This is a genomic window from Enterobacter sp. CCUG 70166, assembly GCF_020224095.1.
GTDB classification, from domain to species: Bacteria; Pseudomonadota; Gammaproteobacteria; order Enterobacterales; family Enterobacteriaceae; genus Enterobacter; species Enterobacter intestinihominis.
Genome location: NZ_NRIQ01000014.1, coordinates 77,121 through 91,986, shown reverse-complemented (window position 1 = coordinate 91,986; position 14,866 = coordinate 77,121). Strand labels below are relative to the sequence as shown.

Annotated in this window: 12 protein-coding genes; 2 read left to right on the top strand and 10 right to left on the bottom strand. The window is 57.0% G+C overall.

Annotation, left to right across the window (positions count from 1 at the left end; all coding sequences use genetic code 11):
- Positions 1-4: 4 nt before the first annotated feature.
- The 5 genes from glgA to asd form a co-directional block, all read right to left on the bottom strand.
- Positions 5-1,438, bottom strand: coding sequence for a glycogen synthase GlgA (gene glgA / locus CKK19_RS07270; protein WP_022649646.1), 1,434 nt, complete (start codon positions 1,436-1,438; stop codon positions 5-7).
- Positions 1,438-2,733 carry a glucose-1-phosphate adenylyltransferase gene (gene glgC / locus CKK19_RS07265; RefSeq protein ID WP_225455084.1) on the bottom strand — a complete coding sequence of 432 codons (1,296 nt, stop codon included), beginning with the start codon at positions 2,731-2,733 and terminating at the stop codon, positions 1,438-1,440. The genes glgA and glgC overlap by 1 nt, the downstream gene beginning before the upstream one ends.
- Before the next feature lie 17 nt (positions 2,734-2,750).
- Positions 2,751-4,724, bottom strand: coding sequence for a glycogen debranching protein GlgX (gene glgX / locus CKK19_RS07260; RefSeq protein ID WP_063853829.1), 1,974 nt, complete (start codon positions 4,722-4,724; stop codon positions 2,751-2,753).
- A complete protein-coding gene (glgB, locus tag CKK19_RS07255) occupies positions 4,721-6,907 on the bottom strand; it encodes a 1,4-alpha-glucan branching enzyme (protein WP_023298793.1) in 2,187 nt (728 codons plus the stop codon). Before glgB ends, glgX begins: the two co-directional genes overlap by 4 nt.
- Before the next feature lie 239 nt (positions 6,908-7,146).
- On the bottom strand, positions 7,147-8,250 hold the full coding sequence (asd, locus tag CKK19_RS07250; RefSeq protein WP_022649649.1) for an aspartate-semialdehyde dehydrogenase: 1,104 nt from the start codon (positions 8,248-8,250) through the stop codon (positions 7,147-7,149).
- A 178-nt stretch (positions 8,251-8,428) separates the two neighbouring features.
- On the opposite strand from asd, the gene yhgN reads away from it, so the two are divergent.
- The gene (gene yhgN / locus CKK19_RS07245; protein ID WP_003861574.1) at positions 8,429-9,022 is read left to right on the top strand and encodes an NAAT family transporter YhgN; all 594 of its coding nucleotides are present in this window, start codon (positions 8,429-8,431) and stop codon (positions 9,020-9,022) included.
- Between the two features lie 105 nt (positions 9,023-9,127).
- Here yhgN and gntU read toward each other — a convergent pair whose 3' ends face one another.
- The 5 genes from gntU to CKK19_RS07220 all read right to left on the bottom strand — a co-directional run bounded on the left by gntU (position 9,128) and on the right by CKK19_RS07220 (position 14,069).
- Positions 9,128-10,468 carry a gluconate transporter gene (gene gntU, locus CKK19_RS07240; protein ID WP_017693851.1) on the bottom strand — a complete coding sequence of 447 codons (1,341 nt, stop codon included), beginning with the start codon at positions 10,466-10,468 and terminating at the stop codon, positions 9,128-9,130.
- Positions 10,469-10,471: 3 nt separating this feature from the next.
- A complete protein-coding gene (gene gntK / locus CKK19_RS07235; protein WP_003861569.1) occupies positions 10,472-10,999 on the bottom strand; it encodes a gluconokinase in 528 nt (175 codons plus the stop codon).
- 126 nt (positions 11,000-11,125) lie between these two features.
- Positions 11,126-12,121: a gluconate operon transcriptional repressor GntR gene (gntR, locus tag CKK19_RS07230; protein WP_003861567.1), complete on the bottom strand. Its 996-nt coding sequence runs from the start codon at positions 12,119-12,121 to the stop codon at positions 11,126-11,128.
- Positions 12,122-12,212: 91 nt separating this feature from the next.
- The gene (locus CKK19_RS07225) at positions 12,213-12,908 is read right to left on the bottom strand and encodes a pirin family protein (RefSeq protein ID WP_003861565.1); all 696 of its coding nucleotides are present in this window, start codon (positions 12,906-12,908) and stop codon (positions 12,213-12,215) included.
- Between the two features lie 123 nt (positions 12,909-13,031).
- Complete coding sequence (locus tag CKK19_RS07220; RefSeq protein WP_022649651.1) at positions 13,032-14,069, bottom strand: oxidoreductase; 1,038 nt, start codon at positions 14,067-14,069, stop codon at positions 13,032-13,034.
- Between the two features lie 257 nt (positions 14,070-14,326).
- Here CKK19_RS07220 and yhhY point away from each other — a divergent pair, with 257 nt between their 5' ends.
- Positions 14,327-14,815 carry an N-acetyltransferase gene (gene yhhY / locus CKK19_RS07215; protein WP_063853830.1) on the top strand — a complete coding sequence of 163 codons (489 nt, stop codon included), beginning with the start codon at positions 14,327-14,329 and terminating at the stop codon, positions 14,813-14,815.
- Positions 14,816-14,866 lie beyond the last annotated feature (51 nt).

The following is a 14,866-nucleotide window of genomic DNA, read 5'->3' as shown; positions in this document are numbered from 1 at the left end:
CTCGTTACATCAAGCGTTGATAAAGGTCGCGGTAGGACTGCGCCGCAACGTGCCAGCCAAAGTCCATGGACATCGCCTGACGTTGTACGTAACGCCACAGGGATGGACGGGACCACAAGACGAAAGCACGCCGGATCGCCCGAAGTAGCGACCAGGCATTACTGTCCTCGAAAACAAACCCGCTGGCGATACCATCCGCCAGGTTTTCCAGGGAGCTGTCAGACACCGTATCCGCCAGCCCGCCCGTGCGGCGTACCAGCGGCAGCGTGCCGTATTTCAGACCATAGAGCTGCGTCAGGCCGCAGGGCTCGAAACGGCTCGGCACCAGAATCACGTCTGCGCCGCCCATGATGCGGTGCGAGAACGCTTCATGATAGCCAATCTGCACGCCCACCTGCCCCGGATGTTCCGCCGCGGCCGCGAGGAAACCTTCCTGCAATACCGGGTCGCCCGCGCCGAGCAGCGCCAGCTGCCCACCCTGCTCCAGTAATCCCGGCAGCGCTTCCAGCACCAGATCCAGCCCTTTCTGGCTGGTCAGGCGGCTGACCACCGCAAACAGCGGTACCTTGTCGTTGACCTTCAGCCCCATCGCAATCTGTAGCTGACGCTTGTTCTCCGCTTTGTCCTCCACGGAGTCGCGACCATAGCGCGCTGCCAGCAGGAGGTCCGTTTCCGGATTCCAGATCTGTTCATCCACGCCGTTCAGAATGCCCGACAGACGACCTTCACGGTGGCGCTGTTGCAGTAGCCCTTCCATACCGTAACCGAACTCCGGCTGGGTAATTTCCCGCGCGTAGGTTGGGCTGACCGCCGTGATGTGGTCGGCGTAGTACAGACCGGCCTTCAGGAACGAAATCTGTCCGTTAAACTCCAGTCCGTGCATGTTAAAGAACGACCATGGCAGATCGATGTCATTCATATGATGCGCGTAATACATGCCCTGATACGCCAGGTTGTGCACCGTAAACACCGATTTCGCCGGGTGTCCTTTCGCCGCCAGATACGCAGGAGCCAGCCCCGCATGCCAGTCGTGCGCATGCACCACGTTCGGACGCCAGAACGGATCCAGCCCGACGGCCATCTCCGCCCCCACCCAGCCGAGCAGGGCAAAGCGCAGCACGTTATCGGTATAGGCGTACAGGTTGGTATCGTGATACGGGCTGCCGGGTCGGTCGTATAAATGCGGCGCATCAATCAGGTAAATCCCTACGCCATTGTAATGTCCAAACAGCAGGGTGATACGACCCGCGAAGGTCTCGCGGCGGGTAACAACCTTCGCATCGGGAATACCACGCCGGATATCCGGAAAAGCGGGTAACAACACGCGGGTATCCACCCCTCCGGCAATTTGCGCCGCCGGTAATGCACCAAGAACATCCGCCAGTCCGCCCGTTTTTAACAACGGGAACATCTCAGAACATACGTGTAAAACCTGCATCATCGCTCCTGTTTGATTTGCAGCTTCCGCAACATTTCCCGTGTTACTAACACGATCCCCTCTTCCGATCGGTAGAAACGACGTGCATCTTCTTCCGCGTTTTCCCCAATCACCATCCCTTCGGGAATGACGCAGGCACGGTCGATAACGCAGCGACGCAGACGACATGAGCGCCCTACCCAGACATCCGGCAGCAGGACTGCCGAATCGATATTACAGAATGAGTTTATACGCACGCGCGGGAACAGCACGGACTGCACCACCACCGAACCGGAGATAATGCACCCGCCAGAGACCAGCGAGTTCAGCGTCATACCGTGGCTGCCGGAGCGATCCTGGACGAACTTCGCCGGCGGCAGCGATTCCATATGGGTGCGAATCGGCCAATTCTGGTCGTACATATCCAGTTCAGGCGTCACAGATGCCAAATCGAGGTTGGCTTTCCAGTAGGCTTCCAGCGTGCCGACGTCGCGCCAGTAAGGTTCCGCATTTGGATCGGACTGCACGCAGGACAATGGGAAAGGATGTGCATACGCCATGCCAGCTTTGGTAATTTTCGGGATGATGTCTTTACCGAAGTCGTGGCTGGAGTTTTCGTCTTTGTCGTCTTCTTCCAGCAGCTCATAAAGATAATCGGCATCAAAGACATAGATCCCCATGCTGGCGAGCGATTTGGTGTCGTCTCCCGGCATGGTTGGCGGATTCGCCGGTTTTTCGACAAAGTCGATAATCTTGTCGTCGCCATCTACATGCATCACGCCAAACGCGGTTGCTTCTGCAACAGGCACCGGCAGACACGCCACGGTGCAGCGCGCACCTTTTTCGACGTGGTCGATCAGCATGTGGGAGTAATCTTGCTTGTAGATGTGGTCCCCGGCGAGGATAACGATGTATTCCGCGTTGTAGCGGCGAATGATGTCGAGGTTCTGGGTCACGGCATCCGCCGTGCCGCGATACCAGTTCTCCCCGTGAACGCGCTGCTGCGCCGGGAGCAGATCGACAAACTCGTTCATCTCTTCGCTGAAGAATGACCAGCCGCGCTGAATGTGCTGCACCAGCGTGTGCGACTGATACTGGGTAATGACGCCAATACGGCGAATGCCTGAGTTCAGGCAGTTGGAGAGTGCAAAATCGATAATACGGAACTTACCACCAAAGTGAACGGCCGGTTTGGCGCGCTTGATGGTCAAATCTTTCAGACGGGTACCACGCCCGCCCGCGAGGATCAGGGCAACTGTTTTTAATGGTAGCTGGCACGCCAACATTAACGGATCGTTCTTCTCTAATCTAACCATGACTAACTCCTTTTTTATCATCTTTGGAATACGCACACTCCGTGCGCAGGCCCGTGCCAGACAGCCATAACAACCGGATTATCCGCTCCGGCAAAGGGAGGAATGGCTCGCCATTCCCCGTCAGGTAAAACAATCTCTGCGACGTCATCCGTCGCGTTCAGCGTCACCAGCCACGCATCCGAAAGCAGGATTTGCAGACAGGGTATGCCGTGTTGCCACTCTTGCGCGCTTAACGGTTGCGCGTCTTTATTCAGCCAGCGAACGTTGCCGTCGCCCTCTTCCCACCAGCAGTCGGCGGTGAGCGCGGGGATGTGCTGGCGAAGATGGATCAGCGCCGCGGTGAAATGGGTCAACCCGCTGTTCGCTTCTTCCCAGTTGAGCCAGGTCAGGGTGTTGTCCTGGCAATAGGCGTTGTTGTTGCCGTGCTGGCTGTGACCGTGCTCATCGCCCGCCAGCAGCATCGGCGTGCCCTGCGACAACAAAAGCGTCGTCAGCAGCGCATGAACGCTGGCGCGTCGCCGCTCGATCACATCCAGACTTCCGCCTAACCCTTCTATACCATGGTTAAAGCTATGGTTGTTGTTAGTCCCATCGCGATTCTCTTCGCCGTTTGCCTCATTGTGTTTCTGATTGAAACAAACGCAGTCGCGCAGCGTAAAACCGTCGTGCGCCGTCACCAGATTAATGGTGGCCGACGGACGTTTGCCGTCACGCTTAAAGAGATCGTTGGAGCCGGCAAAGCGACCGGCAAACTCCCCCAGCGACAGATCGCGCGTCAGCCAAAAGCGGCGGACGGCATCGCGGAAGTGGTCGTTCCACTCGGCAAACAGCGGCGGGAAGTTCCCCACCTGATAGCCGCCCTCGCCGATGTCCCAGGGCTCCGCAATCAGCTTCACCTTTGAAAGCACCGGACAGTTTTTGATGGCCTCAAACAGCGGCGCCTGCTGGCTGAACGCCGGGGTGCGCCCCATTACCGGCGCCAGGTCGAAACGAAAACCGTCCACGTGGAACGTCTCAACCCAGTATTTCAGGCACGCGTACGCGTAATGCGTAACGGCCGGATGACTGAGGTTGAGGGTGTTACCGCACCCGGTCCAGTTCTCGTAATCGCCGTCGTCCCTGATCCAATAATAGCTACGGTTATCGATTCCGCGCTGTGAGAGCGTCGGGCCATCAAGATCGCTTTCTGCACTGTGGTTCAACACCACGTCCAGAATGACCTCGATACCCGCCGCGTGAAGCGCCTTCACCGCATCGCGAAACTCATCCCGCGCCTTCTCCGGATGCACCGCGTAGCGCGGGTCGAGGGCGAACATCGCCAGCGGGTTGTAGCCCCAGTAGTTGCTTAACCCAAGACGCTGCAGCCGCGGCTCGCTGGCAAAATGCGCCACGGGCAACAGCTCCAGGGCGGTGATCCCTAAGTGCTTCAGGTACGCGACCATCGTCGGATGCCCAAGCGCTTTGTAGGTACCGCGCATCTCTTTGGGGATTGACGGATGCAGATACGTCAGCCCTTTGACGTGGGCTTCATAAATAACGGTGTTGCCCCACGGCGTGCGCGGCGGGGCATCGTCTTCCCAGTCGTAGAGATCGTGTACCACCACGCTTTTGGGCGCGACGGGTGCGCTGTCGCGGTGGTCTGGTTCGCCGTAGCCAACGTGGAACAGCGAGTCGTCTTTAAACTCGCCGTCCACGCGGTGCGCACATGGGTCAATCAGCAGCTTCGCCGGGTTAAACCAGTGCCCCTGAGAGGGCTCCCAGGGGCCGTGTACGCGAAAACCGTAGTGCATCCCCGGCCGTCCTCCGGGCAGGTAGCCATGCCAGGTATCCCCCGTGCGCGCCGGTAAATCGTAACGGTGTTCGTTACCTTCCCCGTCAAACACACAGAGTTCCACCCGCTCAGCATGGGCAGAAAAGAGCGTAAAGTTCACCCCCTTTCCGTCAAAACTCGCCCCGAGCGGTTCGGGTTTACCTGCCGAGAGCTGCGTCATTCTCCCTCCCGCACCAGCCAGATTGTGCTCAGCGGCGGCAGCGTCAGGCCAAGGGAGTTCGGACGACCGTGGCTTTCGATGGCGTCGCTCTGTACCAGGCCACCGTTACCGGCGTTGCTGCCGTGGTAGTGCATGGAGTCGGTGTTAAGGATTTCGCGCCATTTGCCCGGCTGGTTTATGCCGAAGCGGTAGTGTTCGCGCGGTATCGGCGTGAAGTTGCTGGCGACGATGATCTCGTTACCGGCTTTATCACGTCGTACAAAGACAAACACCGAGCGCTCGTGGTCGTCCACCACCAGCCACTCAAAGCCGTACGGATCGAAGTCCAGCTCGTGCAGCGCTTTGTGGTGGCGATAGGTCAGGTTCAGGTCGCGAACCAGACGCTGCACGCCGTGGTGCCAGTTGTCCGCGCCTTCCAGCAGATGCCAGTCAAGGCTGGTGTCGTGGTTCCATTCGCGCCCTTGCGCAAATTCGTTGCCCATAAACAGCAGCTTTTTGCCCGGGAAGGCGAACATCCAGCCGTAATAGGCGCGCAGGTTGGCAAACTTCTGCCACGCGTCCCCCGGCATGCGGTCGAGAACGGATTTCTTGCCGTGTACCACTTCATCGTGCGACAGCGGCAGCATGAAGTTTTCGGTGTAGTTGTAGAGCAGCCCGAAGGTGAGCTTATCGTGGTGATACTGACGATAAACCGGGTCAAGCTTCATGTAGTCGAGCGTGTCGTGCATCCAGCCGAGGTTCCACTTGTACCAGAAGCCCAGGCCGCCCATTGCCGGTGGACGGGAAACGCCCGGGAAGTCGGTTGACTCTTCAGCCATGGTCACGGCGCCTTCCACCTGCTCGCCGATGATGCGGTTGGTGTTGCGCAGAAACTCAATCGCTTCGAGGTTTTCACGCCCGCCATACTCGTTTGGGATCCACTCACCCTCTTTGCGGCTGTAGTCGCGGTAGATCATCGACGCCACCGCATCGACGCGCAGGGCATCAATGCCGAAACGTTCGATCCAGTACAGCGCGTTCCCGACCAGGTAGTTTGACACTTCACGGCGACCGTAGTTGTAGATCAGCGTGTTCCAGTCCTGGTGATAGCCTTCGCGCGGATCGCTGTGCTCGTACAGCTTCGTACCGTCAAACTCTGCCAGCGCAAAATCATCCGACGGGAAGTGGCCCGGCACCCAGTCGAGGATCACGTTCAGTCCGGCGGCGTGCGCGGCATCAATGAAATAGCGGAAGTCATCGCGCGTGCCGAAGCGGCGCGTAGGCGCATATAGCCCGGTCGGCTGATAGCCCCAGCTACCGTCGAACGGGTGTTCGTTGATTGGCAGCAGCTCCAGATGGGTAAAGCCCATCCATTTGGCGTACGGCACCAGCTGGTCCGCCAGCTCGCGATAGCTCAGCCAGAAGTTGTTATCGGTGTGGCGACGCCAGGAGCCGAGATGCACTTCATAGACGGAGATCGGCGCATCAAAGCGGTTGGCCTGCTTGCGCTCCTCGCTCTGGACAACCTTCTCCGGCAGGCCGCAAATCAGCGAGGCGGTATTCGGGCGCAGTTCGGCCTCAAAGGCGTACGGGTCGGATTTAATACGCAGCTTGCCGTTGGCATCGATCATCTCGAATTTGTAGAGCTGACCGTTGTGCGCGCCGGGGATAAACAGCTCCCAGATACCGGTTTCCCGGCGCAGGCGCATGGGGTGACGACGACCGTCCCAGTAGTTGAACTGCCCGACGACGGAGACGCGCTGGGCGTTTGGCGCCCATACGGCAAAGCGCGTGCCGGTGATACCGTCCATGGTATCCGCATGGGCACCCAGCGTTTCGTAGGGGCGTAAATGGGTCCCTTCGGACAGCAGCCAGGCGTCCATCTCTTTTAAGAGCGGGCCGAAGCTATAGGGATCATCAATCAGGTTTTGCTGACCGTGCCAGATAACGGCAAGCTGATAACGAAAAGGATTTTTACGGCGGGGCATGACGCCCGAGAAGAAGCCACGCGAGTCGAGGCATTCCAGATTACCCACCTTGCGGCCGGTTTTGGGTTCGATAACCCACACTTCTGTTGCATCCGGTAACAGCGCCCGAACTTCCAGTCCGGCCTCTGTACGGTGCATCCCTAGCACAGAAAAGGGGTCGGCAAAGTGACCCGCAATAAGCGCATTAATCACGTCTCTCGAAATACGATCGGACATGGTATTCATCCTGTTTTTTTATGTCGCCCTTTTTACGCGCTCCGGGACGACTTTTAATGTGACCTAAACGGTGCAGTTAATCCTCTCTGCTCCGCCCTACCCTCAGGTGAGAAATAAATCTTCCTTAAAGCATAGCCAACGTCGTGGGCCCTCCTGATAAAAAATAAGACATCTGCGTTTTACTCCATGTAGTACGCAAAAAAAGGGGGTGACATTCACCCCCGGTGTTTAACAAATTATTACGCCAGCTGGCGCAGCATGCGGCGCAGCGGCTCGGCGGCACCCCAAAGAAGCTGGTCGCCAACGGTGAACGCGGAGAGGTACTCCGGTCCCATGTTCAGCTTGCGCAGGCGGCCAACCGGAGTGGTCAGCGTGCCGGTGACGGCTGCCGGGGTCAGTTCGCGCATGGTGATATCGCGATCGTTTGGCACCACTTTCGCCCACGGGTTGTGCGCGGCCAGCAGCTCTTCCACGGTCGGAATAGACACATCTTTTTTCAGTTTAATGGTGAAAGCCTGGCTGTGGCAGCGCAGCGCGCCGATACGCACGCACAGACCGTCAACCGGAATGGTGTTCGCGGTGGCGAGGATTTTGTTGGTCTCAGCCTGGCCCTTCCACTCTTCGCGGGTCTGGCCGTTATCCAGCTGTTTGTCGATCCACGGGATCAGACCGCCGGCCAGCGGTACGCCAAAGTTATCCACCGGCAATTCGCCACTGCGGGTGAGCTGAGTGACTTTACGCTCGATATCGAGGATCGCGGACGCCGGGTTTGCCAGCTCGGTCGCGACGCTCTGGTGCAGCTGGCCCATCTGGGTCAGCAGCTCGCGCATATGACGCGCGCCGCCGCCGGACGCCGCCTGGTAGGTCGCTACGGAGACCCACTCCACCAGATCCTGTGCGAACAGGCCGCCGAGGGACATCAGCATCAGGCTGACGGTGCAGTTACCGCCAACAAACGTTTTCACGCCGTTGTTCAGGCCGTCGGTAATGACATCCTGGTTAACCGGGTCGAGAATGATGATGGCATCGTCTTTCATACGCAGCGAAGAGGCCGCGTCAATCCAGTAGCCCTGCCAGCCGCTTTCACGCAGCTTCGGATAAATTTCGTTGGTATAATCGCCGCCCTGGCAGGTCACAATAATGTCGAGTGCCTTCAGCGCTTCCAGATCGTAAGCATCCTGCAACGTGCCTGTGGTACCACCAAAGGACGGTGCAGCCTGGCCGAGCTGGGAAGTGGAGAAGAAGACCGGGCGGATGGCGTCGAAATCGCGCTCTTCAACCATGCGTTGCATGAGTACAGAGCCGACCATACCGCGCCAGCCGATAAAACCAACGTTTTTCATAGCATTTTTTTCCTGCAAGGGGTGTGTGCTGATTGTGCAAGCCAGTATTGAACTGGGATATGCTTCACATTACAAAATGCTGCCAAAGTCGCAAGCGAAATTAATCGATGATTGCCCGGCAATCAGAAAAAGTGCTAATCATCGCAATGACCACAATAAGTATCAGGGATAATTTAAGATGAGTGAAATCATTTCCGCAGCGGTTTTATTGATCCTGATTATGGATCCGCTCGGTAATCTGCCGATCTTCATGTCGGTGCTGAAGCACACCGAGCCGAAGCGCCGTCGGGCGATCATGATCCGCGAGCTGCTCATCGCCCTGCTGGTGATGTTTATCTTCCTGTTCGCCGGTGAAAAAATCCTCGCTTTCCTGAACTTACGCGCCGAAACGGTCTCCATTTCCGGCGGGATCATTTTGTTCCTGATTGCCATAAAGATGATTTTCCCGAGCGCGGAAGGCAGCAGCAGCGGCCTGCCTGCGGGTGAAGAACCGTTTATCGTGCCGCTGGCGATTCCGCTGGTCGCCGGGCCAACGATTCTGGCAACGCTGATGCTGCTGTCGCATCAGTACCCGAATCAGATGAGCCACCTGGTCATTGCCCTGCTGATCGCCTGGGGCGGGACATTTATTATTCTGCTGCAGTCGTCGCTGTTCCTGCGCCTGCTGGGCGAGAAAGGGGTGAACGCCCTCGAGCGCCTGATGGGGCTGATTCTGGTGATGATGGCGACGCAGATGTTCCTGGATGGGATCCGGGCATGGATGAAAGGGTGAAGATGTAAAAAAGCCGGGTGGCGCTTACGCTTACCCGGCCTACGGGACCTGATTTTTTTGTAGGTCGGGTAAGGCGAAGCCGCCACCCGACAAAATACGGTCTCGTTAGCTCAGCAGCGTAAACGCAATCATCCCGACAACCGCACCCGTCGTGCCGAGGATGGTTTCCATCAGCGTCCAGGTTTTGAGGGTTTGCGCTTCGGTTGCGCCGGTAAATTTACCGAACAGCCAGAAGCCTGCGTCGTTCACGTGAGAAACCACAATCGAACCGCCCGCGATACAGATAGAGAGCGCCGCCATCTGCGCGCCGGAGTAGTTCAGCTGTTCAATCACCGGCATCACCAGCCCCACCGCGGTTAAGCACGCCACGGTCGCGGAGCCCTGAATGATACGCACCGCCGCGGCCAGCACGAAGCAGGTGACCGCAATCGGCAGGCCCATTCCGGTCAGCGCTTCGCCCAGCGCCGGACCCACACCGGAATCCACCAGCACCTGCTTGAACACGCCGCCCGCCCCGATCACCAGCAGAATAATACCCGCCGGTTGTAGCGCGGCACCGCATATCTCCATCACGCGATCTTTTGGCATGCCCTGACGCATCGCCAGGCCGTAAATTGCCACCAGACACGCCACCAGGATCGCAGTGAATGGATGGCCAATAAATTCGAACCATTCGTAAGCGGTTGACCCCACCGGCACAAAGCGGGCAGCGATGGTTTTCAGGCCCACCAGCACCAGCGGCAGCAGGATCAGTGACAGACTGAAGCCGAAGGACGGCATTTTGCCCTCGCCCAGGTGCGGCTCGGAGATGTCATCCGGAATGTGCAGCTCAACGTAACGGCTAATGAAGTTGCCCCACAGCGGACCGGCGATAATCATCCCCGGGATCGCCGCACACAGGCCAATCAGGATCATCCAGCCAAAGTCAGCATGCATCTGGGAAGCCAGCAGCATCGGCGCAGGCCCCGGCAGCAGAAACGCCGCCGCCGCCGCCACGCCCGCAAACAGCGGAATGACCAGCTTCACGAGGTTGGTACCGGTATGGCGTGCCATGGAGAACGCCACGCTAATCAGCAGCACCACCGCCACTTCAAAGAACAGCGGCAGCGCGCAAATCAGACCAGCCAGACCAATCGCGTAGTGCGCACGGCTGTGTCCGAAGGATTTCAGCATCTTGACGGCAATCTGATCGACCGCGCCCGTCTCGTGCAAAATCTTGCCAAACATCGCGCCGAGCGCGACTACGATGGCCAGGAAGCCGAGCGTGCCGCCCATCCCTTTTTCCATCGTCGCCGCAATTTTGTCGAGCGGCATTCCGGAAAAGAGACCGGCACCAATAGAAACCACCATCAAAGCAACGAAGGCGTGCATACGTGCCTTCATCACTAAAAACAGCAGCAGCAATACGGAACCCACTGCTGTCAAAACTAGCGTTAATGTACTCAAAACTTACTGCCTTTTATTAATAACCTCGATGGTGCTGGCAACAACACCTTCCAGCGGCTGATCGATATCAACCACTAAGACATCCTGTTCGTCAGCCCCCGGCTCCTGCAACGCTTCGAACTGCGTTACCAGCATCTGGGTTTTGAAGAAGTGGCCTTTACGCGCCTTCAGGCGGCTTTCAATTACCCCGAAATCGCCTTTCAGGTAGATGAAAGAGAGGTTCGGGTTGCCATCGCGCAGCAGGTCGCGATAGGTTTTTTTCAGCGCGGAACAGACTATCAGGGAGACTTTATTGGTGCGCTGCATCGCGAACGCGGCATCATTCAGCGCCTGCAACCAGGGTTTGCGGTCGTCGTCATTCAGCGGCTCGCCGGAAGCCATTTTCATGATGTTGCTGCGCGGATGGAGGAAGTCACCATCAAGAAACGCAGCCTGGAGTTGATGCGCCACTTCGCTCGCCACGGCAGATTTACCGCTACCGGACACGCCCATCAGGACGTAAACGTGGTGATCGTGATTAGTCGTGCTCAAAGGGTGTCCCTCAGTCAATTGTTACGGGTAACAGTTATCGGTAACATTGTCCTGCCGGGGCATAAGAGAAGCAATATCCAAACGTGCGTGAAGTGAATAAGTGTGAGCTACTTCAAATTTGTCGGATTAAATAGATCCACCCGGTGACAAGGTGAAACCTAAATCTAACATTTTAGGGGTAACTGCCTCACCACGAATGCGCGCCAGCAGGCGTTCTGCACCAATGCGGCCCATGCGTTCACGCGGGGTCAGGACGCTTGCCAGACGCGGCTCCATCACCTGGCCAATGTCGTGGCCGTGGAAGCCGGCAATCGCCATATCATCCGGGATTTTTAAACCCAGACGCTGACACTCAAACGCGGCGCCGACCGCAAGGTCATCGTTGGTACAGAAAATACCGTCCAGTTGCGGATACTCGCGTCGCGCCTGACGCATCAGCTCAATACCCGACGTATAAGAGGAAGATTGCTCCACCATCACGCTGTACGGGGTTAAACCGGCGTCGAGCATCGCCTGCTCGTATCCCTTCTGTTTGATGATAGTACGTTCATCCAGACGCGCACCCAGATAGGCCACATGGCGATGACCGCGGGCGATGATCGCCGCCGTCATCTGACGCGCCGCTTCAAAGTTATCGAACCCCACGGCGATGTCGAGGCACGGCGACTGGCTGTCCATCAGCTCCACCACCGGAATGCCTGCCACTTCAATCATTTTCAGCGTGCGCGGGGTGTGAGTACGTTCCGTTAAAATCAGGCCGTCGATGTTCCAGGAAAGCATCGATTCAAGACGTTCCTCTTCCAGTTCCGGCTTGTACCCATAGTGGGCGAGCATGGTCTGATAACCAAAGGCATCGGTCACGCTTTCGATGCCACGCAGCACTTCAGCGAAAACCTGGTTGGTTAAGGAAGGAAGCAGGACGCCCACCGCACGGCTGGTCGCATTAGAGAGAATATCGGGCGCGCGGTTGGGGATATAACCCAGTTCATCAAGGGCGGCGGCAATCTTGCCACGCAACGCCACGGAAACCTGCTCCGGGTTACGTAAAAAACGGCTGACCGTCATTTTGGTCACACCGACGCGATCGGCGACATCCTGAAGTACGGGGCGTTTCTTTTTCATCGTCCTGAGAAATCTTGAAGTGAGAGATTTGCTCAGTTTATCACGGACAAAGCTCAACCTTCCCCGTTTAAAGGGAAGGTTGAGAAATTATTTAGACCGGCGGCAGATCAAACAGCAGAATTTCACTTTCGCTGTCGGCATGCACGGAGAGCGCCTGCTCATCCCAGACTGCCAGGCCATCGGCGGTGGTGGCTTTGGTGCCGTTGATGGACACCTCGCCTTTCACCACCTGGATCCACACGCGGCGGTTGGCGGCGATCTGGTGCACAGACTGTTCATCTTTCGCCAGCGCCCAGCGGTACAGCTCCATATCCTGATGCACTTTCAGGGAACCTTCACGCGCATCCGGGGAGAGCACCAGCTGTTTACCCTGTTTCGCATCGAAGCGGCGCTGTTCGTAGCGTGGCGTGATGCCGGTCTCTTCTGGAATGATCCAGATTTGATACAGGTGCAGTTTTTCCGTTTTGCTCGGGTTGTACTCAGAGTGACGCACCCCGGTCCCCGCGCTCATAATCTGGAACTCGCCCGCCGGAACCTGCTCTTTATTGCCCATGCTGTCCTGGTGCTCAACCGCCCCTTCCAGCACATAGGTCAGGATTTCCATGTCCTTGTGCGGGTGGGTACCGAAGCCCTGGCCTGCATCAATCACGTCGTCGTTAATGACGCGCAGCGCGGAGAAGCCCATGAAGTTCGGGTCGTAGTAGTCGGCAAACGAGAATGAATGCCATGAGTCCAGCCAGCCATGATTCGCGTGACCACGTTCGTTTGCTTTGCGTAAGTAGATCATTGTTTTCACCCTCAGTTCGTTTCGATGGAGTAAGTGTGGACGCAAACGCTCAGGGATCATAGAGGGTGAAAATTGACTCCTCTGTTCAAAAATTTAGAACAAGCACAAAGGAGCCATTTTTGCTTATCTGGCGAGGGTTACCGTGGCAGGGGAAGCCTGTTCGAAGGCCCGTTCAAGGATTTCCAGGTTCGTCAGAACGTCAGATTCCTTGACGTAATTCGGCGTGCCGCTGGAGAGGGTTTCATACAGCGCATCGTAGACGCGTCCATAATCGCCCGTTTCCGGCTTCAGCTCTTCCCTGACCGTCAGGCCCTCGTCGTTCACGTACTCCAGCACGCCCACGGAATCATCTGCCGCAAAGCCCGGTTCGCCCGGCATGATGTTGGCCTTCAGGCTGGTCTCCTGCTGGTCAATACCGTACTTGATAAAGGAGCCTTTCTTGCCGTGAACGATAAATTTCGGGTAGTCGATTTTCACCAGATGACTGGTTTTGACGATGGCTTTCAGGTCGCCGTAGAACAGCTGTGCTTCGAAGGTATCGTCCGGATTGGCCTTATTGCGCAGGCTGCGGATGTCGTACGCCACGTGGTCCGGGCGGCCAAACAGGGAGATGATCTGGTCCATGGTGTGTACGCCCAGACCGTAGAACGAACCGTCCTGCGGCAGGCCGGGTTTGGTTTCTGCCACAGGGCGGTAGTAATCGAAGTGGCTTTCGATTTCAACGATCTCGCCGAGCTTGCCGCTTTCGATTGCCTTTTTTGCCGTCAGGAAGCAGCTGTCAAAGCGACGGTTCTGGTACGGCGTGACGGTCAGGCCTTTGCTTTTCGCCAGCGCAAAGAGTTCCTTCGCTTCGGCGATGGTCGGGGTGAACGGTTTTTCCACCAGCACGTTTTTACCCGCTTCCAGCGCGCGTTTCGCGTAGTCAAAGTGGCTGTCGGCGTGGGTACAGACCACCACCAGCTTCACCTGCGGATCATTTAACACTTCATCAAGATCGCTGGTGAAATGAATATGGGAATACTGCGGAGACTGCTCTTCTGGCTTCGCGCGGCGGCGATAGATATGGGCCACGTGCCAGGTCTCTTTTCGGTTAAGAACATACGGAAGGTGGTAACGCGTGGTGCTTTTGCCAAATCCAATAAATGCACAATGTAGTGTCATGGCTCAGTCCTTTTGGAAGGTTACTGAGTCTAACCATAACAAAAAAAAAGCCAGCGAGAAGCTGGCTAAAGTAATACTGGAAGCAATGTGAGCAATGTCGTGCTTTCAGGTTCCCGTAGGAGGTCTTCCTGAATGCAGAGCAATAATAATCATTCTCATTCGCACTTGTCCAACACTTTTTGCAAAAAATAGCGATTGACTCAACTTTTAAAGTCACTGATGTTGGAAGGGACTTTTAAATGACTGAGGAACAAGGAATGAGTGAGATAGTGATACGCCACGCTGAACCGAAAGATTACGACGCCATTCGTCAGATCCACGCCCAGCCGGAGGTGTACCACAACACGCTACAGGTTCCTCATCCCTCAGAGCAGATGTGGCATGACCGGCTAACCGATCAGCCCGGTATCAAGCAGCTTGTCGCCTGTATTGATGATACCGTCGCCGGGCATCTGTGCATTGCCGTAGCCCAGCGTCCGCGCCGCAGCCACGTCGCCGATTTTGGAATTTGTGTGGGCGCGCAGTGGCAAAACCGGGGCGTCGCCAGCGCGCTGATACGCACCATGGTTGATATGTGCGACAACTGGCTGCGCGTCGACCGCATCGAGTTAACGGTGTTTGTCGATAACGCACCGGCAATCGCGGTGTACAAAAAGCACGGGTTTGAGATTGAAGGCACCGGCAGGCGCTACGCCCTGCGCAACGGCGAGTACGTGGACGCGTATTATATGGCGCGGATGAAGTAACCCCTCACCCCGACCCTCTCCCCGAAGGGGCGAGGGAGAAAAGACCGCACC

Coding starts and splice junctions, on each gene's coding strand:
- glgA (WP_022649646.1), bottom strand. CDS start 1,438: ATGCAGGTTTTACACGTATGTTCTGAGATGTTCCCGTTGTTAAAAACG.
- glgC (WP_225455084.1), bottom strand. CDS start 2,733: ATGGTTAGATTAGAGAAGAACGATCCGTTAATGTTGGCGTGCCAGCTA.
- glgX (WP_063853829.1), bottom strand. CDS start 4,724: ATGACGCAGCTCTCGGCAGGTAAACCCGAACCGCTCGGGGCGAGTTTT.
- glgB (WP_023298793.1), bottom strand. CDS start 6,907: ATGTCCGATCGTATTTCGAGAGACGTGATTAATGCGCTTATTGCGGGT.
- asd (WP_022649649.1), bottom strand. CDS start 8,250: ATGAAAAACGTTGGTTTTATCGGCTGGCGCGGTATGGTCGGCTCTGTA.
- yhgN (WP_003861574.1), top strand. CDS start 8,429: ATGAGTGAAATCATTTCCGCAGCGGTTTTATTGATCCTGATTATGGAT.
- gntR (WP_003861567.1), bottom strand. CDS start 12,121: ATGAAAAAGAAACGCCCCGTACTTCAGGATGTCGCCGATCGCGTCGGT.
- CKK19_RS07225 (WP_003861565.1), bottom strand. CDS start 12,908: ATGATCTACTTACGCAAAGCAAACGAACGTGGTCACGCGAATCATGGC.
- CKK19_RS07220 (WP_022649651.1), bottom strand. CDS start 14,069: ATGACACTACATTGTGCATTTATTGGATTTGGCAAAAGCACCACGCGT.
- yhhY (WP_063853830.1), top strand. CDS start 14,327: ATGAGTGAGATAGTGATACGCCACGCTGAACCGAAAGATTACGACGCC.